The organism is Halobacillus litoralis, from assembly GCF_020524085.2.
In the GTDB taxonomy this organism is placed as follows: Bacteria; Bacillota; Bacilli; order Bacillales; family Halobacillaceae; genus Halobacillus; species Halobacillus litoralis_E.
Window position 1 is genome coordinate 570,661 of record NZ_CP129016.1, and the last position, 22,462, is coordinate 593,122.

At 44.1% G+C, this 22,462-nt stretch carries 19 protein-coding genes, 2 pseudogenes and 1 riboswitch; of the genes and pseudogenes, 9 read left to right on the forward strand and 12 right to left on the reverse strand.

The window, feature by feature from the left end:
* The first annotated feature begins 166 nt into the window (after positions 1 to 166).
* The 5 genes and pseudogenes from LC065_RS02990 to LC065_RS03010 all read left to right on the forward strand — a co-directional run bounded on the left by LC065_RS02990 (position 167) and on the right by LC065_RS03010 (position 5,747).
* Positions 167 to 2,380 (forward strand): ribonucleoside-diphosphate reductase subunit alpha, encoded by a 2,214-nt coding sequence (locus LC065_RS02990; protein ID WP_226594278.1) that lies wholly within the window; start codon positions 167 to 169, stop codon positions 2,378 to 2,380.
* Positions 2,381 to 2,397: 17 nt separating this feature from the next.
* Positions 2,398 to 3,438: a ribonucleotide-diphosphate reductase subunit beta gene (locus LC065_RS02995; protein ID WP_226594280.1), complete on the forward strand. Its 1,041-nt coding sequence runs from the start codon at positions 2,398 to 2,400 to the stop codon at positions 3,436 to 3,438.
* Between the two features lie 214 nt (positions 3,439 to 3,652).
* A pseudogene (locus tag LC065_RS03000) lies at positions 3,653 to 3,994 on the forward strand (P-II family nitrogen regulator).
* 29 nt (positions 3,995 to 4,023) lie between these two features.
* Positions 4,024 to 5,433 carry an ammonium transporter gene (locus tag LC065_RS03005; protein WP_226594284.1) on the forward strand — a complete coding sequence of 470 codons (1,410 nt, stop codon included), beginning with the start codon at positions 4,024 to 4,026 and terminating at the stop codon, positions 5,431 to 5,433.
* Between the two features lie 218 nt (positions 5,434 to 5,651).
* Complete coding sequence (locus tag LC065_RS03010; protein WP_075037849.1) at positions 5,652 to 5,747, forward strand: putative holin-like toxin; 96 nt, start codon at positions 5,652 to 5,654, stop codon at positions 5,745 to 5,747.
* A gap of 197 nt (positions 5,748 to 5,944) precedes the next feature.
* Here the strand turns inward: LC065_RS03010 and LC065_RS03015 are convergent, their stop codons facing one another.
* Positions 5,945 to 6,898: a YndJ family transporter gene (locus tag LC065_RS03015; RefSeq protein ID WP_226594286.1), complete on the reverse strand. Its 954-nt coding sequence runs from the start codon at positions 6,896 to 6,898 to the stop codon at positions 5,945 to 5,947.
* 171 nt (positions 6,899 to 7,069) lie between these two features.
* Between LC065_RS03015 and LC065_RS03020 the strand changes: the two genes are divergently transcribed.
* Both LC065_RS03020 and LC065_RS03025 read left to right on the forward strand, forming a co-directional pair.
* On the forward strand, positions 7,070 to 7,636 hold the full coding sequence (locus tag LC065_RS03020; RefSeq protein WP_226594288.1) for a sigma-70 family RNA polymerase sigma factor: 567 nt from the start codon (positions 7,070 to 7,072) through the stop codon (positions 7,634 to 7,636).
* Complete coding sequence (locus LC065_RS03025; RefSeq protein WP_226594290.1) at positions 7,629 to 8,276, forward strand: hypothetical protein; 648 nt, start codon at positions 7,629 to 7,631, stop codon at positions 8,274 to 8,276. Before LC065_RS03020 ends, LC065_RS03025 begins: the two co-directional genes overlap by 8 nt.
* A 70-nt stretch (positions 8,277 to 8,346) precedes the next feature.
* On the opposite strand, the gene LC065_RS03030 is transcribed toward LC065_RS03025, so the two are convergent.
* The 5 genes from LC065_RS03030 to LC065_RS03050 form a co-directional block, all read right to left on the reverse strand.
* Positions 8,347 to 8,613, reverse strand: coding sequence for a uracil-DNA glycosylase family protein (locus LC065_RS03030; protein WP_371933391.1), 267 nt, complete (start codon positions 8,611 to 8,613; stop codon positions 8,347 to 8,349).
* Positions 8,614 to 8,617: 4 nt separating this feature from the next.
* Positions 8,618 to 8,983 carry a uracil-DNA glycosylase family protein gene (locus LC065_RS03035; RefSeq protein ID WP_306163749.1) on the reverse strand — a complete coding sequence of 122 codons (366 nt, stop codon included), beginning with the start codon at positions 8,981 to 8,983 and terminating at the stop codon, positions 8,618 to 8,620.
* A gap of 88 nt (positions 8,984 to 9,071) precedes the next feature.
* On the reverse strand, positions 9,072 to 10,058 hold the full coding sequence (locus LC065_RS03040; protein ID WP_226594294.1) for a sodium:calcium antiporter: 987 nt from the start codon (positions 10,056 to 10,058) through the stop codon (positions 9,072 to 9,074).
* Positions 10,059 to 10,209: 151 nt separating this feature from the next.
* Positions 10,210 to 11,721 (reverse strand): phytoene desaturase family protein, encoded by a 1,512-nt coding sequence (locus tag LC065_RS03045; RefSeq protein WP_226594296.1) that lies wholly within the window; start codon positions 11,719 to 11,721, stop codon positions 10,210 to 10,212.
* A 12-nt stretch (positions 11,722 to 11,733) separates the two neighbouring features.
* On the reverse strand, positions 11,734 to 12,291 hold the full coding sequence (locus tag LC065_RS03050) for a methyltransferase family protein (protein WP_226594298.1): 558 nt from the start codon (positions 12,289 to 12,291) through the stop codon (positions 11,734 to 11,736).
* 165 nt (positions 12,292 to 12,456) lie between these two features.
* Between LC065_RS03050 and LC065_RS03055 the strand changes: the two genes are divergently transcribed.
* Positions 12,457 to 12,615, forward strand: a complete 159-nt coding sequence (locus LC065_RS03055; RefSeq protein WP_226594299.1) for a hypothetical protein — start codon at positions 12,457 to 12,459, stop codon at positions 12,613 to 12,615.
* Here LC065_RS03055 and LC065_RS03060 read toward each other — a convergent pair.
* From LC065_RS03060 to LC065_RS03085, 6 genes and pseudogenes are all read right to left on the reverse strand, one after another.
* Complete coding sequence (locus tag LC065_RS03060; RefSeq protein ID WP_226594301.1) at positions 12,612 to 12,833, reverse strand: hypothetical protein; 222 nt, start codon at positions 12,831 to 12,833, stop codon at positions 12,612 to 12,614. The two genes, LC065_RS03055 and LC065_RS03060, sit on opposite strands and share 4 nt — an antisense overlap.
* 626 nt (positions 12,834 to 13,459) lie before the next feature.
* A pseudogene (locus tag LC065_RS03065) lies at positions 13,460 to 14,697 on the reverse strand (dicarboxylate/amino acid:cation symporter).
* A 532-nt stretch (positions 14,698 to 15,229) separates the two neighbouring features.
* Entirely contained in the window at positions 15,230 to 17,008 is a 1,779-nt protein-coding gene (locus LC065_RS03070) for a PLP-dependent aspartate aminotransferase family protein (protein WP_306163750.1), read from the reverse strand.
* A gap of 137 nt (positions 17,009 to 17,145) precedes the next feature.
* Positions 17,146 to 17,256: riboswitch (SAM riboswitch) on the reverse strand.
* A 73-nt stretch (positions 17,257 to 17,329) separates the two neighbouring features.
* Positions 17,330 to 18,475: a trans-sulfuration enzyme family protein gene (locus LC065_RS03075; RefSeq protein ID WP_226594308.1), complete on the reverse strand. Its 1,146-nt coding sequence runs from the start codon at positions 18,473 to 18,475 to the stop codon at positions 17,330 to 17,332.
* Positions 18,476 to 18,534: 59 nt separating this feature from the next.
* Positions 18,535 to 19,137, reverse strand: a complete 603-nt coding sequence (locus LC065_RS03080; protein ID WP_226594310.1) for an NUDIX hydrolase — start codon at positions 19,135 to 19,137, stop codon at positions 18,535 to 18,537.
* Between the two features lie 292 nt (positions 19,138 to 19,429).
* Complete coding sequence (locus tag LC065_RS03085) at positions 19,430 to 21,574, reverse strand: bifunctional diguanylate cyclase/phosphodiesterase (RefSeq protein ID WP_226594311.1); 2,145 nt, start codon at positions 21,572 to 21,574, stop codon at positions 19,430 to 19,432.
* 113 nt (positions 21,575 to 21,687) lie between these two features.
* Here LC065_RS03085 and LC065_RS03090 point away from each other — a divergent pair, with 113 nt between their 5' ends.
* Positions 21,688 to 21,858, forward strand: coding sequence for a hypothetical protein (locus LC065_RS03090; RefSeq protein ID WP_226594313.1), 171 nt, complete (start codon positions 21,688 to 21,690; stop codon positions 21,856 to 21,858).
* Positions 21,859 to 22,462: the final 604 nt, after the last annotated feature.

Consider the following 22,462-nt stretch of genomic DNA (forward strand, 5'->3'; position numbering starts at 1 on the left):
AACTTCTTCGGGGATTGAGAAGATGAAGCGATGGAACGAAGACTCTCGTGTCTTCTCTTCGTTTCATGGTTTCATCCGCTCAATTTTCATTGAGCGGATTTTTTTATTTTTCCGAACCCGTGACACTTAACGAACATACACCTTCATTTTCAAGGAGTGAAAAAGAATGGAAACCATAACGAGAAGCAAGTCCTGGCCAGAGAGAATTAAACATTGGGAAGCAGACTTCCCCCATTTGAATGTCCAACGACTTATTGATAAGTCCCCCGACCTTAAGAATGACAAACATGCAGTCATATTAGAATGTTTGGCGGAAATCGATGAAACGAGCCCGGATTGGACGTATGTAGCGAGTCGGATCCATTTGGAGGACATGTATGAAGAGTCCGCGCACAATCGATCCACACCTGGACCTTATGAGGACTTCTACGGACTGATCCAAACGTTGGTCGAAAAGAATATTTACAGCAAGAATCTCCTTACATACTACACCAAAAAGGAGATTGAAGAATTGGAGTCCTGCATCGCACCTGATCGCGATCATCTCTTCACATATATTGGATTGAAGACTTTAAGCGACCGCTACCTTGCCAAAAGCAAAGCTAAAGAAGTTTATGAACTTCCACAAGAACGTTTCATGATCATCGCTATGGTATTAATGGCGGAAGAAAAAGGATCGAAGCGCCTTCCTCTTATCAAAGAAGCGTATTGGGCACTGAGTCATTTGTACATGACTGTCGCTACCCCTACCCTCGCCAATGCTGGAAAAAGATATGGACAGCTTAGTTCCTGTTTCATCGACACCATCGATGATTCCCTACAGTCGATTTATGATACCAATACCGACATCGCCAACCTGAGTAAGCACGGAGGAGGTATCGGGGTGTACCTAGGAAAAATCAGAAGCCGTGGAAGTGACATCCGTGGATTCAAAGGTGTCTCATCAGGAATTCTCCCATGGATGAAACAGCTCAACAACACGGCTGTCAGCGTGGATCAACTGGGGCAGCGTCAGGGAGCGGTCGCTGTATACTTAGATGTATGGCATAAAGATATCTTCCCTTTCCTGGACAGCCGGTTGAATAACGGGGATGAACGCCAGCGAACTCACGACCTTTTCACAGGAGTATCCATCCCCGACCTCTTTATGGAGGCAGTGGAAAACCGTGAGGACTGGTATTTATTCGACCCTCACGAAATCCGCACCGTCATGGGCTACTCACTGGAAGACTACTTTGATGAAAAGAAAGGGGCAGGATCCTTCCGGGAGAAATATGCCGCCTGCGTCGCCCATCCTGACCTTTCTAAGGAGAAAGTGCCTGCGATCGAAATTATGAAGCGCATCATGATTGGTCAGCTTGAAACAGGGACACCGTATATGTTTTACAGGGATGAAGTCAATCGCATGAATCCGAACAGCCACGCGGGTATGGTTTATTGCAGCAACCTTTGTACAGAAATCACCCAGAACCAAAAGCCGACCATCCAGGATGAACAATACGTGGAAGACGGTAAAATCATTTCCGTGAAGACACCAGGGGATTTCGTTGTTTGTAACTTGTCGAGCATCAATCTCGGTCGTGCCGTCACGAATGGCGTCCTGAAGCGCTTGATTTCAATTCAAGTTCGTATGCTGGATAACGTCATCGACCGAAATACCATTCCCGTTTTACAAGCACAACTCACGAACCAATCTTACCGTGGGGTTGGGCTCGGTACCTTCGGGTGGGCCCACCTTCTGGCCAAAAAGAAGATCGACTGGGAATCAGAGGAAGCGCTAGACTATACGAAGGAAGTATATGAAGCCGTAGCCTATCATGCCATTGAAGCAAGTTCAGATTTAGCTGCTGAAAAAGGAAGCTACCCTCTATTCGAAGGGTCAGACTGGCAGACGGGAGGATTTTTCATTAAACGAACGTTTGACCAAGAAGGCACGTGGAACTGGAAAGTCTTGCAGCACAAGGTGTCCAAGAATGGAATGAGAAATGGATACTTGATGGCTGTGGCACCGAACTCAAGTACATCTCTTATCGCAGGTAGCACAGCCAGTATTGATCCGATATTTAAAAAGTTTTATTCCGAAGAGAAAAAAGATTACAAGATTCCTGTCACCGCACCTGAGTTAACTCATGAAACCTATGGGTATTACCCATCCGCCTACGATGTCGACCAGCACGCATCTATCAGGCAGAACAGCATTCGGCAAAAATTCATCGATCAATCCGTCTCGTTTAACCTCTATGTACGGAACAACATCCAGGCGAAAGAGCTCTTGGATTTGCACTTATCCGCATGGAAACACGGATTGAAAACGACCTACTATACACGATCAACATCCAGCCAAGGAGAATTTGATGATTGTGAAGTTTGTTCATCGTAAAAAGGAGGAACTTCAACATGACGTTATCGATACAAAAAAGAAAGCTCGTCGATTATGAAGCACCAAATGCCTCGACAGGCGTGATTAACGGTAAAAGTTCGAACATCTTAAATTGGGATAATACCCGCTACTCATGGGCCTATCCGATGTATAAGACAATGCTCTCTAATTTTTGGATCCCTAATGAAATCAACATGAGCAACGACTTGAAACAGTGGCCCGATCTCTCAGAGCAGGAGCAGACCGCATTCAAGAAAATCATCGGACTGCTCGCTTTCTTGGATTCCATCCAAACCGATTATTCAGGAAAAATCGCGGACTACCTGACCGATTCGAGTCTCTCTGCCTTAATGCAAGTGCTCGCTTTTCAGGAAGTTGTCCATAACCAATCCTACTCTTACGTTCTCTCCACGCTCGTCGATCAAGGAGAACAGGAGAAAATTTTTGAATACTGGAAACATGATGAAGTACTCAAAGAACGCAACACTTTTATTACCGATGGATACCAGGCCTTCGGTAATGATCCTTCCGTGGACAGTTTTCTGAAGTCCATGGTTTATGATGTCGTACTTGAGGGCCTCTTCTTTTATGCCGGCTTTGCCTTTTTCTATAATCTAGCCAGGAATCAGAAAATGGTCTCGACAAGTACGATGATCAACTACATCAATCGAGATGAACAAATCCATGTCAGCTTGTTTGGACATATATTTAACGAAACCTTAAACGAAAACCCAGAGTTGGATCCTGACTACTACCGGACGTTCGTGACCAATACGTTCAAAAAAGCGGCTGATTTAGAAATCAAATGGGCACGCCACCTGATTGGGGATCAATTCCCAGGTATTCCGATCCAAGACCTGGAAGACTATATCTGTTACATCGCCAACAAACGCTGCAGATTGCTGGGGGCAGAAAAGCCGTTCCCTTCCTATACAGAAAACCCATTGAAATGGATCCGTGCCTACCAGGAAGTCGATGAAGGAAAATCAGACTTCTTCGAACAAAAATCACGTCAGTACACCAAAGTATCCGAAACCAACGGCTTCGACGACCTATGATACCACGATATACCAAATAACACCTGACCAGGTCATCCATATTCTGGATGACCTGGTCTTTTCTCATCACCAAAGAAAGCGCTTTTATGTCACCTTTTCTGACATAATATCAAAAAGTGTATTGATTTTTCAGAATATTTATTTTATAGTTAGATTTAATTACTTACTCGTTGTGTAAGGAAACCTAACACAACGATAAAGGAGGACTATAGTCATGAAGAAAGTGGAGGCAATCATCCGTCCTGAAGCATTCCAGGATTTAAGGCAGAGCCTTGATGAACTAGGCGTGAAAGGACTGACGGTTTCTGAAGTTGCCGGATGCGGACAACAAAAAGGCTAGGAAGGAATCTTCAGGGGCAACCGGTTTGAAATTAAGCTCTATCCCAAGGTAAAGGTAGAAATGGTCGTGGAGAACAGCGAATTAGGATCCGTGATTGATGTCATCATCAATACATGTGCCACAGATGAAGTCGGTGACGGGAAGATCTTCGTATCTACCATCGATGAAGTATTCCGCATTCGAACAGGAGAAACTGGCAAGCAAGCACTAATCTAATACATTATTTCGAAAGGAAGAATGAATATATGAGAAAAATCGTTCCTTTGTTCTTATTCGCACTCCTTGGATTCCCGGTTGTTGCAAGCGCTGAAACAGCGATATCTGCAGAAGCTGTTCTGCAGTCCGTCGACATGGTTTGGGTCATGATTGCCGCTTTCTTAGTATTCTTCATGCACGCAGGCTTCGCCATGGTCGAATCTGGATTCACTCGTTCAAAGAATGCCTTGAACATCCTGATGAAGAACTTCATGACGATGTCCATCGCTGCCGTCCTTTATTTTGTCGTTGGTTACGGTATTATGTTTGGTACTTCTGGCGGGGGCATCATTGGAATTGATGGGTTCCTTCTAAGCGGTCAAGAAGACCAAATCGGGTTCTTCGTGTTTCAAGCGGTGTTCGCTGCCACGTGTGCAACGATCATTTCCGGTGCTGTGGCAGAACGGATGAAACTTGGCTCCTATCTTCTACTTACGGTGGTTATGACAGGCTTCATTTATCCTGTTGTAGGTCACTGGGTTTGGGGTGGAGGATGGCTATCCGAGCTCGGTTTTGTTGATTTTGCAGGCTCCACAGTCGTTCACTTAACAGGTGCACTAGGTGCTATCGTCACTGTGATGTTCTTAGGACCACGTCTTGGGAAATACAGTGGCAAGAAAGTAAACGTTATTCCAGGTCATAACATCCCTTTAGGGGCTCTTGGTGTCTTCATCCTTTGGTTCGGCTGGTTCGGATTTAACGGCGGAAGTACACTGGCGGCCGATCCGTCTCTTGTTCCATCCGTTATCGCAACCACTCTGTTGTCTGCTTCAGCAGGAATCATTAGCTCCGCCTTCTATTCTTACGCAAAGTTCAAACGCATTGACGCTTCCCTTACGTTAAATGGGGCTCTCGCGGGCTTAGTAGGAATCACAGCAGGAACAGCCAACGTTTCCTTAATCGGGGCTCTTGCCATAGGTTTGATCGCTGGTATCATCTTAGTAGAATCCGTTCAGTTTCTTGATCGAGTTGTTCGCATTGATGACCCCGTCGGCGCTATCGCTGTTCACGGAATCTGCGGCATCTGGGGTACAATCGCTGTTGGACTTTTCGCTGTTGAAGGTGGTCTCTTCTACGGTGGTGGCGCAGGTCTTCTTGGCATTCAGGCCATCGGCGTCCTTTCTGTCATCGCTTGGACGGCGCTCACAACAGCAGTCGTTGTATTTATCGTTAAAAGTACGGTCGGCATCCGCGTTTCAAGACAAGAAGAAATATCCGGTCTCGACTTCTCCGAACACGGATCTCAGGCCTACGAAACAAGCCGTGGTATTTTCAACGAAAACATCAACCCAAGCACAGACGGCGATTTCGGTGTCGGATTACTCCACAGACTCGACGGTTTGAATTCTGAGTCTCAACCAAAGACAAAAGCACCTACAGAGACAAAGACAGCACAATAATATCTACCGCGGATTCACCTTGGTTCCCCCTACTATTCCAAGGTCAATCATATAAAAAAACTCCGGCTCACCTTAGAGGTGAGCCGGAGTTTTTTAGTTCCTTCTGTCTATTTTACGAACACACGTTCTTATTTTTCGCAAAATATGGTATCCTTGTAGATAGATACCGTTCTCTATTTGAAGATAAAGACTGTGGTAGAAAGGGTGTGAGGCCATCGATGAGCACATATGAATCCCTTATGATCATGTTAGCGTTCGGAACGTTCATCATTACGCTCCTTGCGCTCATCATAAAAATGAATAATAAAAAATAGACCTTCACATGTAGTGAAGGCCCAGTATCCATGATTTGCGAACGGTATCAGGGCGACAGTTGCAGCTGTCGCCGTTTCACTTTTATTATAGCATAAATCCCCGATAACTGAAGAGGAAGCTCTGTTATTCTTCATAACGGTAACTGGCATATATCGACAGAATGATCCAGGTTCCACGTGAAACATTTTCCATCCCATTAATCACTCTCGGGTATGATTCGTTGGGGTTTATGTACACCCCGCCACGCAAAAACGATCAGCCACGAAAAGAGTAAAGCAGAAAAGAACCCATACGGCGGAATGGTCGCAAGCATGCCCACACTACTCAAGCGGCCGATACTCAACCCTTTCCACAACGCACTACCTACGATACTGAATCCCATAAAGCTCGTCAAAATCAACGCTGTTTGTACCCATGGCTTAAACTCAACAGATAACCAAAACCACCACAGGCACATCCAGACAAGCAAAAATGAAAAGATGACGACAGAAAGTATGATGGCTTCCGTTCCATACAAGAGACTGAAGAAACCGATTACTGGACTGACGAGAACCGCGATCACTAAAAAACGGTAAGGAAGGTCGATTTGCTTTTTGTGCTTAACTGCCATCTCTTTTCGATACCGACCAAAGAAACCGGTAATCACTGCCAATAAAAAGACGACCCCATGAAAGAACAAAGCCAATACAATCCATTCCCGCATCGAGAGTGAACCGAAATTTTTTATAGGGAGGCGGGAGAAAAATAGGAAAAGACCAGCGATCGCTAAATAAAGAAAGCCGGCATCAATGCTCAACTCCTCCACCCTTGCCCCTTGACGCAGAAGAAAGCGCCAAACGCCTCCCACTGCCACAGATAATGTATAAATAAACCAAATCAATCCCCAAACCGCCGCTTCCCAACCTGCCTGCATGGATAAAGAAAGCACACCTGATACGGAAAAAGGGAGCAAACATAAGAGACACTGCCACAGCCAATGAGCCGCTCGGTTTTCACGAGAATCTTTGACTGCTTCTTCAAGTAAAAGTGGAACGAGGACAAACAAACTGAACCCTATCGAAAATTCCAGCCACTCAATAGAAAAGGAGAATTTCCATATCAGCCACAAGAAAAATCCCGCAACAGCAAGCCAACGTCCAGGTCTTTGCATTCCAAACCCCTCCGGTAATCGTAGAGAACCGCACACAACCACGATCCTCCCTCTTTTTTTAAAAAAGGAAAACGGTGACGTCTATCGAATACATAGTTTAAGATCTAAGAAAACAAGCAAAGCAAAAACTTATTCTCGGGGAGTGTCGTCTAACAGATGAGGTGGGAAAAATTGATACGCAACCAACGCTCACAATCTACATATGAACCCGAAGAACACGGTGAGGAACAGCTGGAAGAATGGATTCAAGAATACGGCCACGATTTAAAATGGCTCGCTTATTCGTATGTAAAAGATTATGCAATTGCAGAAGATATCACTCAAGAAACGTTTATTAAAGCATACCAGAAATATGCCAGTTTCAAAAAAGAATCTACGATAAAAACATGGTTATACAAAATCACCATTAACTTGTGTAAGGATTATTTAAAAAGCTCATACATGAAAAGAGTCGTCAAAAAAGGCACGGAGCTATTCCGTTCCATCCCTTCAACTAAGGAGACGCCGGAAGAATTCGTGCTACAGCAGGATGAAGATGAGACACTGCTTGCTCATGTACTGAAACTTGAAGACAAATACAGAGAAATCATCATTTTATATTACTTTGAAGAGTTCGACATTAATGAATTGGCGAACGTGCTGAACACAAGTCCGAACACAGTAAAGACTCGTTTAAGACGCGCACGTCAACTACTGCAAGAAAGGTTAACATCGGAAGGGAGTTCCCAGAGTGAGTGATTTGATTGATCGTAAATTAAAAAAAATGGACCAGAACGTGAAATATGATCAGGTCCCATTTGATGAAAGACATATGAAGAAGATGGTCTTGAAGTCTTCCCAGAAAAAGAAACAAAAGCAATCACACGTTGGCATGAAGACTCTCCTCATCCCAACGGCAACCATTCTCCTATTTACAGGTTGGCAACTTTCCCAAAACCAACAGCCGCCTGAAACAGCTGGTTTACTGATGACCAAAGACACCACCCCCGAACTGAAGACAGCAGCTGGAGATCCACCATCTACATTTGTAAAAGCCGATAACTTTCAGAAGCATAAGACGTCGATGATAGTCAGGGAAACGTACGTCATTCATGAGGATGAACAGTTTTTCCAAACAGCAAAGAGAGTCACACCCAAGGAGCTAGGAGAAGTAATCGGAACCATCAACCACAAAAACCCCGGCGAGAAGTCTGACGCTTTAGAAAGTGTGACCGCTTTTCTCCCCGAAACGAAAATATACAGAATTAAGGGCGAAGAAAACGAAAACCGGATCGTTATCCGCAGCTGGAGAAGCACAGGCATAGGATCTGTAACAGCCAGTACACAGGGTTATTTTGTTTTTGAAAAAATCCAGATGAACCACAAAGAAGACAGTTGACCCCACTGACGGAGAGCCACCGTTCACGGTAGTTCTCCTTTTAATTCAGACTCACAATCGCTGAAGAACACTACTCCTCATCATCCTCCAAATAACTTTTCAATCGATCCAGTGACCGATAGATATCTTCCTTGATCTTCGGATTATAAAAAACAGCCGCTGGATGATAGAGGGGAACGACGGTATATTCCTTCTCTGTCTTTTCATACCGACCATCTTCTTCCTTCTGCACAGGTGTGCGGATCGCTTCACCAACGACATCACTGATTTTCCCTTTGTCACCGGTCAACCGTTCGTAGGCCACCCCTCCAAGTGCGATAATGATATCAGGTTTCATTTGTTCAATTTGGTAATCGAGCAGCTTCGCATGAGCATAAATTTCTTTTTGGTTTGGTTTTCGATTGGCTTTTCGTTTGCCCCCCCATCCCCTTTTTGTTCGTCTTCACCCATTTGTAGGGCCGACTTCTCACTACACTTGTGATGTAAACATCTTCTCTTGATAAACCGAGATAGTCGAGCTGTTTATCCAGTTCATCGCCCGCCCTTCCAATAAAGGGCTCCCCCTTAACCGCTTCATTTTCACCAGGCGCTTCGCCGACGATCATGATCCTGCCACGATCGTCACCTTTTCCAAGTACGAAACCTTCTACATCATAAGGCTCTATTCTCTTTTTCGCTTCATTTACTAAACGTTCAGGCCAATCCATTCACTCACCCACCCTCTGTTTCTCATCATCCCATCCATCTCTTGGAATAATGACTCCCTTCATTACTTATATAGGGGGCCAATTCCTATCATTTCATCTGAAACGCTAGATACGTAGTGATAAAATAGCTCACGATAATCAAAAAGGAAGGAATCAAGTAATTCCATGCGCGAGCATTTTTTCGTGTAATGCTGTAGATAATTAGTAGGATGAACACGATGGACGTCACCCCTGTGATCATGTTTGCAGGGGACGATTCCTGTAATAGATTCCCTTTAAAATAGATAAAATCGGTAATGGCAAGAATCATCAGATTGAAGGCATTACTCCCGAGCAACGAACTAATACCAAGATTGAAATTCCTGAGCTTGAGCGCCGTCCCTACACTAACCGCATCAGGTAATGAGGTGCTGATCGCTACCAAAAAGGCACCAATAAATGATGCACCGATTCCCGTAATGACGGATATCCGCTCAGCCGTAATGGTCAGCACACTGCCAATAACCATAATGAGAAAAGCATATAAAATGAAGCGCCAAAGCACCTGCTTATATGAAAAGTCTTTGTATCGTTCATTTTGTTGTTTCACTTTTCTACCTTGGTACTCTGTTCGGTCATTGATGAACTTGGAACCAATGAAATAGAGAACCACAATGACAATTGACGTGTAGCTAATGTGGAAGATATGAGTCGGAAGGGTCAAACTCAAACCAGCTATGACGATGAGTGTCATCAATATCACAAGCCAGCCATATAACTTACTTTCCACAGTTGCATGTGTCAATATCTGATAGCGGCGATATACAATGTCAAAAATCGCGAGGCCCATGATGTTGAAAAGGTTACTTCCGATCAAGTTTCCTACAGCCAAGTCCGGACTGTCGATGACGATAGCCGTAACACTTGAGGTCAATTCAGGCAGCGAGATGGCAATACCAATGATCGCTCCCATGAAAGCAGAAGATGCTCTCGTTTTTTCTTTGACCGCATCACCAAATATCGCAAGCCTTGAGGCTATAAAAAAGGTTAGGATTCCTGATATAAAAAACAGAGCAAAAATGATCCAGTCGCTCATAAAAAAACTCCTTCATCTCAACTTCAGTATGGCATTTTTCAACCATTCCCTTCCCTCACCAACGATAAACAGTAAATGACTGGAGAGCGAGCAGTATTTGCCCCTTTTCATACAGAAAGCTCAGCGCCTCATAAGGCGCTGAGCTTTTGCTTTACTGGTGTACCGGTTCTGTTTCCCTCTCTTTAATTAAGTCCGCAGTTAACTGCCCCGATAAGGTCACCATCGGTACACCCCCGCCCGGGTGAGTCGAGCCGCCAACAAAATAGAGTCCATCATAAATTTGGCTCTTGGATGGTATCTTAAATCCACCGTTGGACTTGCGGTCAGCCGCTATCCCGTAAATGGATCCACCGTTCGGACCATACAAGGCCTCGAGATCTTCAGGAGTGAAACGGTACTCAAATTCAATCGAATCGCGCAACCCTTCCATACCCATACGCTCTAACTTATTCAACACCGTTTCCCGATAGGCATCCCAGTCAATCGGTTTACGCTTTTTGTTTTCAAGCGGCGGAACGTGGGTCAGTACAAAAAGGTTGTCTTTCCCTTCAGGTGCTTGCGTTTCATCAGATCTTGCCGAAATTCCGATATAAATCGTCGGATCATCCGCAGGCTTCCCTTCTTCAAAAATCTGTTTGAATTCTTTTTCCGGATCTTCAGAGAAAAGGAAGTTATGATGCTTTAAGTTTTCAAACTTGCGATCCGTTCCAAGCAATAACACCAGACCTGATACGGTCGGATCGAATTTTTTCTCAAGAGACTTCGTTTCTTTCTTCACCTTGGATGTTTGCGGCGCTAACTTCCGATATGCCGGGATCACCTCAAGGTTAGAGATGACAACATCCGCTTCGTGAATCGTTCCCTCAGCCGTTTCTACACCCACGACACGATCACCATCCACGACAAATCGCTGGACCGGAGTATTCAATTCTACATCGATACGCAGCTCTTCCATAAGACGCCCCATACCTTCAGCAATTTTGTACATGCCACCTTTAACATAATGAATCCCAAGCCCAAGCTGAACATAGACAAGCTGATTCAAAATAGCCGGTGTTGCGTAAGGGTTCGACCCTACGTACATGACGAAATAATTGAACAGCTGTTCCAAATATTTGTTGTCAAAGTGCTTGTGCGTAGCTTTTGCTACCGTATTCATCGGATCCATCTGAAATAATTCACTCAATTTATGGTGTTTCTTCAAATCTTTCAAGTCTTCAATACTATATTTATAAAAACTCTTCATACATAGTTCATACATGTCCTGACTGTAGGACAAGAAATCTGTCAGCTTCCGGTTCGGCCTTTCGGTGACCTTGGCCATTTCTTCAAGCATATTAGGTAGATCGCTGGTTACATCGAGCTGAGTGCCATCTTCAAAAAAAGTACGCCATTGCGGTTCCACACGTTCTACCGTGATGTAGTCCTCAAGGCGGCGGTGCACACTTTCAAAAAGCTGCTCAAGGACCCAAGGCATCGTCAATATGGATGGTCCAGTATCAAACGTGAACCCTTTCCCCTCTCTCCGGTTCAACTTTCCGCCTATGTTGCTGTTCTTTTCAATGATTTTCACATCATAACCGTCTGCGGACAGTCGAATTGCTGCCGACATACCACCTAAACCTGCTCCCACTACAACCGCCGTTTTCTTTTTCAAAGCCATCCACCTCCAAAATTAATAAACAAAAGGAATCAGCCGGTACCTTGAACGACACCATTCCCTGTACATGCTCCCATGCTGCTCCACGAGCATCGCTTCTTCGAGCTTAATTCTATGTAGTAATGCGATCGTCATGAAAATCCCACATATGAGTGCTGCATAAAGGTTGCCGAGTCCTGAACAAAACCCGATAATGATGAATAAAAGCCCTGTATAAAGAGGGTGCCTGAGGAGCCGATAAGGACCACTACTTACAAGTCGGTCTCCTTCTTGAACAGAGACGTTCCGTGTAAATTGATCTTTCAGATGAAGAATTCCCCAATATCTCAGAGCTACTCCAAAGGCGTACAACACTAATCCAATCCACCAAACCCCTCTATGATGAATAATCCCAATGTTCCATTCCTGCATAAAGAGAGAAAACACGAGAGTCACAACCACAGCCGCGAGGATCAATAGAAAAGAGCGGCGTTCATGAGAACCGCTTTCTCCTGATCGATCATTTCTGAAGATAAAAAACTCTGCCAGCCAAAAGGCCGTCACTACTAAAAACAATCCATCAAACAGGGTCATGGAGAACCCGCCCTTTCTGGATACTATCTTTCAGTGTTCCCTTTACAGTCTGCAGATAAACCGCAGCTACCCGCTCATTCAGAAACATCCCGCCCCTTCATCCTCTCGCAAATTTGCAGAGTTTCCATTACAATAACAACAATAATGAAAAAAGGGGGAAAGAGGTTGGATATTTTTTATAGTGTTTTTATCATTTCCGCTGTCATTGCCACTTTTTTTGTGATCTTCAAAAAAATCACAAAATCCACGTATTGGACCATGGCGATTGTAGGCGCCTTATACATAACCATTCTATTATTCAGTTTTTTCTATGATTTCCCTTAAAAATTCTTGTTTTGTTTATTGATGGCTTCTCGGATATGATAGAGTTCAGCGTACATAGCCGTCGCATAAACACTGATGATACTCAAGAACATAGAAAGGACGAAAACAGAACCATCAAGACCGAACCCTAGAACAGACGAAAATCCGATGATCGCACCAATAATGATACCGATTCCCGTTAGAAAGATTATTTTTTGTAATGTCACTGAATAAAACATCGTATCACCTCTTCCAAGTTATCTATCTGTTACTATACCCATCAGAGGCCTCGGATACACGTCACCCCTCTCCTATTCTTCGTTACTAATATTCTCCTTCCTCATACGAAACCCTTTGTGTCCAGACAACAAATTCGTTTGCTTCCCATAAAAAATCCGACTGCTTTAAAAGGCAGCCGGACTCATCATAATTTTATTCCCCACCCTTTCACAAACAATCCCGATTGTTAAAAGAATAAAACGCTCTGTATCAAGCTTTCAGGATTCTAATACCTGAGCATAGGAGTTTTATCCTTATCCCATCAAACTAAATAGCTAATTTTTCGGGAAGTGGTTTCGAGACACTGATATGGAAAAGTGGCGGAGGGGAATGGCGAGACTCCTGCGGGAAAAAAGTGCAGGGTGAGACCCCACAGGACGCAGTCCGAGGAGGCTCACCGCGCTCCCGCGGAAAGCGAGCTATTCCCCGCAGTCCCTATCCACTCAACAACAGTCTCGAAACTGATTCTTCAAGAGTCCTGCCATTTAGTTTAATAACATATATAAGAAAATGGGTTATTTGGAGAGATGGATTTATATAAATAAAAAAGTGCAACCAAAAAGGTTGCACTTTTGTTCATTATGCTTTATGCTTCCATACGTTTGGCATCTTCATCGATGCCGTATTTCCGTTCTGATTCAGCGACTACGACGGCACATGCTGCGTCTCCCGTAATGTTCAAGGATGTACGTAGCATATCAAGCAGACGGTCGATACCGATGATGAGCGCAATCCCTTCGACTGGCAGGGACACTTGGTTAAGAACCATCGCAAGCATGATCAGCCCTACACTAGGAACTCCTGCGGTACCGATACTTGCAAGAACCGCTGTTAGGACAACCATGACCAGTTGCGCAAAAGAAAGGTCAGAACCGTAAACTTGTGCAATGAAAATTGTTGCTACACCCTGCATGATGGCTGTACCATCCATGTTGATGGTTGCACCCAAAGGCTGGACAAAACTACTGACAGGCTTCGGAACATTCAAGTTTTCCTGAGCTGTTTTCATGGAAATCGGTAGTGTTGAACTACTGCTTGATGTACTGAAACCGACCGTCATCGCAGGGAAGAACCCTTTGACGAACTTGATTGGATTCATTTTACCAAGGAAAGCGACAGCAGAGCCATACGTCACGACTCCATGGATGATTAATCCGAGGATAACGACGAACATGTACATAGCCATCCCTTTCATGCCGTCGATTCCCATCGTTCCGATTGCGGAAGCAAGTAGACCGAAGGCACCATATGGAGCAAAGCGCATGATCAAATTCACAAGGAACATCATGATTTCATTCCCTTGTTCGACAAGCTTGTAAATCCCTTCTGTCTTCTTACCAAGCATCGCAAGTGCGAAACCGATGAAGATAGCAAAGGCAATAATTTGAAGCATGTTCCCTTCCGTCATTGCCGGATAGGGTTCGTTGGGATAATGTTTGTAAATGTTTCAACGACGCCAGGTGCTTCCTGAGCTTCATACTCTGCACCAGCAGGATTGATGTCAATATTCCCAGGCTGGAAAACGTACGCAAGGGAAATAGCGATACTGATCGCAATCGTCGTTGTAACAAGGAAAAACGCAATGGTTTTCCCACCGATTCTACCTAATTTCTTAGGGTCACCAAGAGAAGCGGTACCTAGGGTGATAGAGAAGAACACGATTGGTACAACTAGCATTTTAATAAGATTTAAGAATACCGTACCTAAAGGACCAAAAACAAAAGCATCTAACGTACTGAAAAGATCCGGTGCAGCTAAATGCAGACCCAAGCCTACAACAGCACCAAGAAACAAACCTATAAAAATCTTGGTTGTTAGTTTCATGCAGTAACCTCCTACAATATTATGAATGCGCTTACTTATTATTTTGTTTAAAAAGTGAAAAAATTAAAAGACGACATGTTCCCATCCATGTCCAAAAAAGCATTAAAAAAAGACTTACTTACAATATAGGATTCGGTACCTTTGAGCCTTGTTGTGAATGTGTTACAGGCTCAACAAAGATGGTTGCAGCCAACACAGGTGTTCATGTGCTTTATAAATTATATCATAGAGTGATTGAAAATTGAATAGAATTTGCTGGTAGTTTCATATACAACGATGTACCAAATGGTGCTGCATAACTTTCAATAGCCTTTGAAACCGCGTGATCCATAGTTATTGCTAGATTATGAGAATGTTTAGAATTTATTACATATTCATGAATTCCCATATGTCCATGCATATACTATTATCCGGTTGCATAAAAAAACGGCCACCAGTTTGACGGCCGTTTTTTATAAAGAATCAGCTACCTTCCTGCTTCTTCTATTTCCCCGCAAAACTAACTCCCTATAACAATGAGCTCTTTTGCTTATTAAATTTCACACGCATACGTATCGATGGATCCCCGCAACCGCTGGGCCTCTTTGTACGTACACCGGTTATGAACGACTTCAAGCCCTGCTTCACTTGCGATTTGGGCCGCCTTCGGTGCGATGACACCTTCTTGCAGCCAAAAAACGTCCGGCCGGATACCTGCTGCTTCCTTAGCAATCTCAATGGCAGCTTCCGGACTGCGGAACACTTGAACGACATCAATTTTAAATGGAATCGATTTAAGGTCTGGATACGCTTTTTCTCCAAGGACTTCTGTTTCTCTTGGATTTACGGGGACGATTTGGTATCCCATCCTCTGCATTTTTCTTGCTAGACGATGGCTTGGACGTGAAGGCTTTCCACTCAACCCTACAACCGCCAAACGTTTCGGACGCGTTCCCCCACCTTCTTGGGTTTTAGAGGAACTCAAGGCCCACTTGATCACACCTTCATCATTTTCAGTAATCGCTGTTTGTTCCGTTTCTCTTCCTGTTGCTTTCGCAATGGCACGATCAAGGTCGTTGATCAAATCTTTGCTCGACTCAAGTCCTATGGATAAGCGGATCAATTCCTCTGTCACCCCACTGGCAGCAAGATCTTCGACAGATAATTGCTGGTGTGTCGTGGAAGCGGGATGGATGATCAATGATTTCGCATCACCGACGTTTGCTACATGAGACCAGAGCGATACATTATTGATCACTTTTCTCCCGGATTCCCGTCCGCCTTTAATACCAAAGTTAACAATCGAACCATATCCTCCATTAAGGTAACGGTTGGCTAGTTCATGAGCGGGATGTGAGGACAACCCCGGATACGAAACCCATTCCACATCAGGATGACCTTGTAAGTATTCCGCAATTTCATGGGCGTTGTCTCCATGCCGGGCAACACGTAAGTGCAGCGTCTCCAACCCTTGCAATAACAAGAAAGCATTCTGTGGGCTCAAACACGAACCAAAATCACGAAGCAACTGGACACGCAGCTTCGTAATATAAGCAAGCGTCCCGAAGTCTGCGGTGTAAACGATTCCGTTATAACTGCTATCAGGCTCTGTGAAAACCGGATACTTGCCGTTCCCCCAATTGAATTGTCCTCCGTCTACAACAACTCCTCCGATGGCCGTCCCGTGGCCACCAATCCATTTCGTTGCGGAGTGAATGACGATGTCGGCTCCGTGCTCAATGGGCCGGCAAGTATAAGGGGTAGCGAATGTATTGTCGATCAGAAGGGGAAGGTCATGATCATGAGCAACAGCCGCTACTTTTTCAATATCCAGCACGTGAAGGCTTGGGTTTCCGATCGTTTCAGCGAAGACCGCTTTTGTTCGGTCTGTAATGGCTTTGCGGAAGTTTTCAGGATCCTCTGGGTCGACAAAATGAACCTTAATGCCATATCGCGGTAAAGTGTTAGCAAATAAATTGTAAGTTCCACCATAAAGGTTCGCTGCGGCAACCACTTCATCCCCGGACCCTGCAATGTTCAAAATAGATAAAGCAATGGCCGACATCCCGGAAGCCGTCGCAACAGAAGCAACCCCACCTTCCAAGAGGGCCATCCTTTTTTCAAAAACATCCACGGTCGGATTTCCAATTCGCGAATAAATATTTCCAGGCTCATCAAGTGAAAAAAGGCTCTGGGCATGTTCTGTGTCATGAAAGACATAGGAGGTCGTTTGGTAAATCGGCACAGCACGAGAACCTGTTGTCGGATCCGGCGACTGTCCTCCGTGTAAAGAAATCGTATCTACATCATAGCTTTCAAATGAATTCGTCATGATTACTTCCTCCTCAAAAAGTTATCTATTCTTATAGAGATAGTTGGCTTTAATTGTACGAATCGTCCATGGATCTTTTTCTGAACAGCAAAAAACCCTCTTCCAAATAAGAAGAGGGTTTGTCATTTCAATTCCTCCTCTTATCTGTCAGATCGTCATGATCTGTAGGACGTGGCACCTTTTCAAACCGATGTTTGAAGGTTGCCGGGCTTCACAGGGCCTATTCCCTCAGCCTCTCTTGATAAGAGTGGTATGCAGTTGATTGATTATGTTGAGAATTATAACGAACAACAATCAGAAAAGTCAATCATTTTAGAAAATTTAATTCTCCGATTCTGTGATTGCTTTTGTCAGCTGCTCTATAATATCTTCATGGTCTTCAATCCCGATAGACAATCGAATCACATAATCATTGATGCCGATATTCTCACGTTCAGCATTCGATAACGCACGATGAGACGTACGAATAGGATAAGAAACCGTCGTTTCTACTCCCGCGAGCGTAGGAGCAATCTTCACCCATCCGAGCGACCGGAAAAACGCCTCTATGTCAATCGAATCATTAAGCTCGATGGTCACAATAGCTCCATTCCCTCTTTCCGAAACCTTTTCAGGATAATAGACCGTGCGGACCGCATGATGATTTTCAAGGGCTGTTGCTACTTGTTTTGCATTATAAGATTGTTTATTCATCCTAAGACCTAAAGTTTTGGCTCCGCGTTGAGTAAGCCATGCTTCAAACGGACTGAGATTCGCACCAAACGTGACAATCTTCTGGGTAGCCGCCTGAACCAATTCCTCCTTGCCGACCAACACCCCGCACGTTACGTCACTGTGACCTCCAATATACTTCGTCCCACTATGGACGACAAGATCGACACCATGCGTGTAGGGCTGCAATAAGTATGGGGTGGCGAATGTATTATCAACCATCGTCTTCACATTCTTTTTACGGGCAAGAGCGACTAATCCTTCTAAATCTTCCACCCGTAAAAAAGGATTTGAGATCGATTCCGTATAGAGAAGTTTCGTTTCAGGGGTGATCGCCTCTGAAACCTCTTCCAGATTTGAAAAAGAAACCATCGTTACATCAATACCGAACGTGGCCAGCTCTTTAGTGATCAGCTTGTGTGAACCTCCATAAACATCCTCTGCGGCAACGATATGATCCCCAGGCTTTGCCACTGCAAGGATGCCTGCAAGGATGGCTGACATTCCGGATGAAGACGCCACTCCGGCTGGTGCTTCTTCCAATTCCGCAACGGTACCCGCAAGTTCATCTGTATTGGGGTTCCTCTCTCGTGTATATAAATATGGGCTGTTTCCCTCATAATAACTTTCCAAGTGATCTAAATCTTTAAATGTAAAAGCGGACGTCTGGTAAATCGGTGTACTCTTGCTATTCGGGACAAGACGTTGATCCGCCTTATGGTGCACGATTTTCGTATCAAAAGATGTATTCGTCATCGTTCGTCTCCTCTCTCTATCACTTAATCAGAAATTATATAGAACAAGCTGGAATATTGTCAAAGTTTTGCGACATATTCACGGATGGCTTGAAAAATGTACCGCTCGTATCCTTTCTCATGAGGGACAAGATTTTTATGAGTCACTACTTTCTCATCACCACTAAGAATAGAGACCCCCTTCACGATTTGTTGTTTATCCGTCAAACTTTCCATATCAGCCAGTGACACAGAAATGATGTCCTTCACCTCTTCTCCGATTTTAAAGACCATGTCTTTGGTCCAAGGAAGAAGATAAATGCGGCAGATCTCCCTGTCTATGAGAGACGCCCCTTCCTTCAGTTCTTCCTTATAATCACCTTGGTGGATTAAATCGTCAGGCACCACCGTCAAACCGACTTCTTCCTCAATTTCCCTGACACCAGCCCAAAGCACATCCTCTCCCGCTTCTATATGTCCCGCAGCGGTAATATCAAGCAAACTCGGGAAGTCTTTCTTGTGATCCGCTCTTTGTTGAAGCAATACATGGGTCGTTTCAGCTTCCTTGTGGAACATCCAACAATGGAACGTTTCGTGCCAATCCCCGTCCTTATGTACTCGCTCCCTTTCCTTAATTCCAATCGGACGCTCATGTTCATCAAAAATCGTTAACATTTCTGCCATACGTATTCCCTCCTCCAAAAATGACCTCATAGAACAAAAATAGCTCAGAGCGTGTCACTCTGAGCCCGAAACAACCCCTGTTGTGGATATTGCTAATATTAGAATCCTTGATTTATACCATCAAAAAATCCACGGATAACGATGAAGACTCGAGAATGATTGTAGTAGCAATGATTCCAACCCCTAAACTTCTCCAATTTTTCTTCTCCTTGCTTACTCTATGGAAGTAGGTGATTCCACTAAATAATAACAAAAAAGCAGGAAGCGAAAAGAATATACCTCTGCCTCCTTATTAGTTACTCACAAGACTCGCCGGAACAGGTTTACTGAAGTAATAGCCTTGATATTCATAGCAGCCTTTTTGTTTTAGGTATGCAATATGTTCACTTGTTTCCACACCTTCAGCAATGACTTGCAGGCCAAGACTTTTCGCCATACTGATGATGGCATTAACGATTGGCACCTCTTCCCCTCGGTCACCAATTTGATTGATGAATGATCGATCGATTTTTATCGCATCTACAGGCAGACGGTTCAAATAACTGAGGGAAGAAAAACCGACACCAAAGTCATCCAAATGAATTTTGATCCCTTTTTCCCGCAAACCGTTCAATGTGTCTGTGCTACGGTCGAAATCTTGAAGGACCATCGTTTCCGTAATTTCCAGGATCAAGCTGTCAGGAGGAAGCCCTGAATCTTTGAGGGCTTTAAGAACTTTCCTTGGAAGATTCAGATCCTTAAACTGCTGAGCAGACAAGTTCACCGAAATTTTTAAATCCGGTCTATGATCTTCCACCTGCCACCTTTTTGTTTGTTGACAGGCTTCCTTCAACACCCATTCCCCGATTTCTATAATCATCCCAGACTCTTCAGCCAGACTGATGAAATAATGGGGAGATAACAAACCGTAATCTGGATGATTCCAGCGAATGAGTGATTCGTACCCGATCACCTGCGACGTTCGCCCGCATACTTGAGGTTGATAATGAAGCTCAAACTGATTTTTATCAAGAGCATGATGGAGCGATTGCTTCAAATGGAGCTCTTCTCTCATCTGCTCACTCATCTTTTCTTCATAAACCGCATAGCGGTTTTTTCCGCTTCTCTTCGCTTTATGCATCGCTGCATCCGCATGGCGTAAAAGTGTTTCTCCACTGTAATGATCTCGGAGACGCGCCGGGGTGAACGTGACACCAATACTCACCGTATTGTAGAACTCTTTTTCTCCAATAAGAAAAGGGCGCCTCATTGAATGTATGACGTGGTCACTGACTCCCTCTAGCTCTTCAATGCTTTGGACATGTATGAGAAGGACCAGAAATTCATCACTGCTAATCCTGGAAATCACCGCATCATGCTGAGCGAATGTCTGCCTCAAGTAACGGGAGAACTGACGGAGCAGCTCATCCCCTTTGGTATGTCCCCATGAATCATTGATCATTTTAAAATTGTCAATATCAATGAGTAAGAGAGCAATGTTGTTCTCCTTTTCATCCGTGGACTGAATCCTTTCTTCAAGGATTCCCGACAGATAGCTACGCGTGACAAGACCTGTCAAAGGATCGTATTGAGATAACATCTCAAGCTTCTTTTCCGCTTGCATTCGGGAAAGCTCATTCGCTGTCCGATCAGCAAAAATCTGAAAAAGAGCCTTGCTTAATGGACCGCTCGTTTGTGTCCGGTTATCCATGATCGCAAGGATTCCGATCACTTCACCATCTGAGTTAAGCAAAGCTTTCCCGAGGTAACTCTCTACTCCGTACTCCTTGATTGTGATATCTTCAGGAAAAAGTCTCCCTACATCATTAGGATAATAACATTCATGAGTCATCACTACTTGCTCACAAGGCGTGCCTTTTAACGCGTATTGCAGCCCAGAACTTATTTCCCCTTTGTGGGACAAGGAGATAGCAGTCACTTCAACCTTCGCTTCTCCAGTCAATTCTCCGACCAACACAGTGTCTACACCAAGGACAGAGGATAAATACTCAACAAGAAAATCAAAAAATTCTTGTCCATTATAGGAAAGGAAAGCATCACCGATCTCCACGACCGCTTTTTTTATGCGGCCCAACTCTTCAATGTAAGCAGCATCAGGTGCACTCATGCCTGTGTACCCCATGATTTTTCCATCCTCATTAAAAAAAGGCGTGACGATATCCTTCACCCATTCGTACTGTCCATTGTTCAACAAACGATAATTCATATAAAAAAAATGACGATTGTCTTTCGTCATCGCAGGATGGTCCAGATATGCTATATCATCTTTATGTATGAGTTTCATTAAATCATGCCGGTTCAAAACAGATGAATCCAGCTTCCATTGATCTTTCAACCTTTCACTCACATAGATGTTTTCTTTTTCAATATCAAAGAACCATATAGGGATGGAAAGCTGCTTAAGTGTATCCCAAGGATGTTCGATTATCCGAGCCATTCCGTTCACCTACTCTAAAAATTTTATTCTCTCCTTCCTAAATATCGGAAAATTAGAACTAAAGTTTAATCCTTTTTTCACGAGGAAAACTACCTAAAAAGGAGGAAGTTTTTATGAAGCAGAAAAAACAAAGACGAGGTACTGTCGAGCAGACCAATGAAATGGCCCAAGTGTTCAACCGAAAGTTGAGCTACAACCAATCCTTCTCCCATCAAGCCGATGATGAGGAAGTCCACTCTGAAAGCGAAGCTCTCTACCACCACTATTCCGACGATGAAGATTAAGAAAGTGATCTCAAATGCGAGATCACTTTTTTAATGCTTCCCTCCCTTAATGACCGAAAATTCTGTTATCATATGAGTGGTACACCTACAAATCTTTACAATAATCTCCATAACTCGTGACTTTTAATATAGTTTATTAAAGAATATGCCAGGAATGTGTAAGACCCGATTTTCGAGATGTTTATTGAGTACATGGGGCTGCGGGGAATGACTCGCTTTCCGCGGGGCCCCACACGAAGTGGGGTCGTTCGATGTTGACCCAGGACGTGCCGAACTTAATCGAACTTCCTCTATTCTGTTGAGCCTCCTCGGACTTCGTCTTGTGGGGTCTCACCAAGCACTCTTTTCCCGCAGGAGTCTCGCCATTCCCCTCCGCCCCTTTACCATAAAAGGTTCTCGAAATTATTACTGGATAATCAACACCTACACTTATTGAAAGTGGGTAGTAATTGTCTTCATAACCAGCATTCTAAGTCTAAAACCTTGATGGAATGCGCTTTATACAGTGATTGTGGAAAGCAATCCTTCTTGGTAGAGGGGGGCGTTTTTCTCTTACATCGAACGGGGTGGTTGGGAAGCTGGGAGACTCCCGCGGGAATGGATG

Excerpts from the sequence above, each read along its gene's own strand:
- LC065_RS03045 (WP_226594296.1), bottom strand. The coding sequence starts at position 11,721 with ATGGCTTTGAAAAAGAAAACGGCGGTTGTAGTGGGAGCAGGTTTAGGT.
- LC065_RS03075 (WP_226594308.1), bottom strand. The coding sequence starts at position 18,475 with ATGACGAATACATCTTTTGATACGAAAATCGTGCACCATAAGGCGGAT.
- LC065_RS03050 (WP_226594298.1), bottom strand. The coding sequence starts at position 12,291 with ATGACCCTGTTTGATGGATTGTTTTTAGTAGTGACGGCCTTTTGGCTG.
- LC065_RS03010 (WP_075037849.1), top strand. The coding sequence starts at position 5,652 with ATGAGCACATATGAATCCCTTATGATCATGTTAGCGTTCGGAACGTTC.
- LC065_RS03035 (WP_306163749.1), bottom strand. The coding sequence starts at position 8,983 with ATGGATTGGCCTGAACGTTTAGTAAATGAAGCGAAAAAGAGAATAGAG.
- LC065_RS03080 (WP_226594310.1), bottom strand. The coding sequence starts at position 19,137 with ATGGCAGAAATGTTAACGATTTTTGATGAACATGAGCGTCCGATTGGA.
- LC065_RS03085 (WP_226594311.1), bottom strand. The coding sequence starts at position 21,574 with ATGGCTCGGATAATCGAACATCCTTGGGATACACTTAAGCAGCTTTCC.
- LC065_RS03005 (WP_226594284.1), top strand. The coding sequence starts at position 4,024 with ATGAGAAAAATCGTTCCTTTGTTCTTATTCGCACTCCTTGGATTCCCG.
- LC065_RS03090 (WP_226594313.1), top strand. The coding sequence starts at position 21,688 with ATGAAGCAGAAAAAACAAAGACGAGGTACTGTCGAGCAGACCAATGAA.
- LC065_RS03015 (WP_226594286.1), bottom strand. The coding sequence starts at position 6,898 with ATGCAAAGACCTGGACGTTGGCTTGCTGTTGCGGGATTTTTCTTGTGG.
- LC065_RS02995 (WP_226594280.1), top strand. The coding sequence starts at position 2,398 with ATGACGTTATCGATACAAAAAAGAAAGCTCGTCGATTATGAAGCACCA.
- LC065_RS03060 (WP_226594301.1), bottom strand. The coding sequence starts at position 12,833 with ATGTTTTATTCAGTGACATTACAAAAAATAATCTTTCTAACGGGAATC.
- LC065_RS03040 (WP_226594294.1), bottom strand. The coding sequence starts at position 10,058 with ATGAGCGACTGGATCATTTTTGCTCTGTTTTTTATATCAGGAATCCTA.
- LC065_RS03030 (WP_371933391.1), bottom strand. The coding sequence starts at position 8,613 with ATGAAACCTGATATCATTATCGCACTTGGAGGGGTGGCCTACGAACGG.
- LC065_RS03070 (WP_306163750.1), bottom strand. The coding sequence starts at position 17,008 with ATGACGAATTCATTTGAAAGCTATGATGTAGATACGATTTCTTTACAC.
- LC065_RS02990 (WP_226594278.1), top strand. The coding sequence starts at position 167 with ATGGAAACCATAACGAGAAGCAAGTCCTGGCCAGAGAGAATTAAACAT.